The organism is Streptomyces sp. SM1, from assembly GCF_002910825.1.
Taxonomy (GTDB): domain Bacteria; phylum Actinomycetota; class Actinomycetes; order Streptomycetales; family Streptomycetaceae; genus Streptomyces; species Streptomyces okerensis.
Genome location: NZ_NEUB01000677.1, coordinates 1 through 850, shown reverse-complemented (window position 1 = coordinate 850; position 850 = coordinate 1). Strand labels below are relative to the sequence as shown.

Below are 850 nucleotides of genomic sequence, written 5' to 3'. Positions count from 1 at the left end.
GCGGCACGACTGCCCGCGGAGCGCGGGGGTGGAGCGCGGAGGACGGGGGGGTGCGGCACGACTGCCCGCGGAGTGCGGAGGGTGGGGTGCGGCCGTCCGCGGAGGATGGGAGAGGTGGGCCGCGCCGGCCGGGGTGGGGTGGGGACGCTGCGGGCTCCCCGGGAGGGGTCAGGCGGGGGTCAGGGCGAAGACGGCGCCCGTTCGGGCGGACAGCGTGCAGGTGTTCGGGAAGGTCTCGGTGTAGTCGACCGGCCGGCCACGCCAGCTCCCGCTCGCGTGCGCCGTCACCGGCGCGTAGATCATCGGACAGATGGCGTCCTTCGCCGGGATGGCGGAGATCCGCCCGTCCGCCGCCTCCAGCTCCGCGCAGGCGTCCGCGGCACGCCGGTGCCGGCCCTCCGGCGGGTCGCACCACAGCACCGTGGCGTCCTCCACCGCCGTCTCCCCGCGGCCGACCGTGAGCAGCAGCCGGCTGTCCGGGCCGGGATGGTGCCCGGCACCGGCCCGTGCGGGTGCCGCGCAGGCGAGCAGGGCGAGGGCGACGAGGAGTGCGGCCCGTACGGCTCTCACTGAGGTGTGCGTCATTCCCGTTGCATCGGCACGGCGGTCCCCGGACCCCAGCCCCGCTCACCCGAACGGGAGGGTGCCGTCGCCTGCCGTACCGCCGGCGCGAACGCGGCGAGAACGACCCGGGCCTGGTAATCGGCCTGGCGGGCGACCGGGATCCAGCGCGCCCCGAGGCCGTCCCGGCAATCGGCGCACCGCGCGTCGATCAGCCGGTCCAGCTCCGGCAGCGCGCCCGCCGGATCGCGCCCGGCGCGGGTCACCAGCTGGTGCAGCAGCCCTGCGG

At 77.4% G+C, this 850-nt stretch carries 1 protein-coding gene and 1 pseudogene; both read right to left on the bottom strand.

What is annotated here, in order from left to right:
* Window positions 1-168 precede the first annotated feature (168 nt).
* Window positions 169-585 (bottom strand): SSI family serine proteinase inhibitor, encoded by a 417-nt coding sequence (locus B9S61_RS18560; RefSeq protein WP_103543272.1) that lies wholly within the window; start codon window positions 583-585, stop codon window positions 169-171.
* A pseudogene (locus tag B9S61_RS18555) lies at window positions 582-850 on the bottom strand (dehydrogenase); the annotation flags it as partial. The gene B9S61_RS18560 and the pseudogene B9S61_RS18555, both read right to left, overlap by 4 nt.

What these genes read in the sequence shown, in the direction of transcription:
- B9S61_RS18560 (WP_103543272.1), bottom strand. Translation starts at nt 585, where the DNA reads ATGACGCACACCTCAGTGAGAGCCGTACGGGCCGCACTCCTCGTCGCC.